Origin of the sequence: Vibrio sp. 1641 (assembly GCF_033339995.1) — a bacterium.
Taxonomy (GTDB): domain Bacteria; phylum Pseudomonadota; class Gammaproteobacteria; order Enterobacterales; family Vibrionaceae; genus Vibrio; species Vibrio alginolyticus.
This window is the reverse complement of sequence record NZ_JAWOVP010000415.1, coordinates 1-557: the sequence shown is the minus strand read 5'-3', so window position 1 is coordinate 557 and position 557 is coordinate 1. Positions and strand designations below refer to the sequence as shown.

At 44.9% G+C, this 557-nt stretch carries 1 protein-coding gene; it reads right to left on the bottom strand.

Annotated features, from left to right (window positions below; genetic code table 11):
* The coding region (locus R7Z47_RS26300; protein ID WP_318130957.1) for a nucleoside recognition domain-containing protein at nt 1–389 on the bottom strand (389 nt) is incomplete at its 3' end.
* Between the last annotated feature and the right edge of the window lie 168 nt (nt 390–557).

Sequence of the window (557 nt, the reverse complement as noted above, 5' to 3'; positions counted from 1 at the left end):
AAACCAGAGTTACCCGGAATACCCATAATTGGACGAAGAAGCGGCGTTAACAGTTTGCGTGCTGCTTCTAGTGCGCCATAGTGCTCAAGTACATTGATCATACCCAGTGCGAACATAACGGTAGGAATCAAAGTAAGTGCAAAAATGAAACCGTCACGTGCACCGCTACCACCAGTACCGCGAAGCGACGTTGTTGCAACTTGCACACCGTCAGCCGTTTCGGTGACACCATAAGCCACCTTGCCAAAAGAGCCATTCAACGTGGTGAAATCAAATACGCCATACCATTCGTTCGATTGCATGAGACCAGAAAAGAAGACGACCGCAAACGCCAGTGCAACGTAGCACCCCAGCGTAACCTTGCGCTCGGTTTGAACAGGATTTTTCATAACATTACCTACACATGTGGGACAGGACACATATGTTCACCCGAATAATGTGCTAGAGAGATGATCAAAATCAATCCGCCTGCCGAACATTCTGGCGACTCAGTTATGAAGTTTTGTTTTATGATTTTAATCACATTTGAAAGATAATAAAAATTTGTGCTAACAATT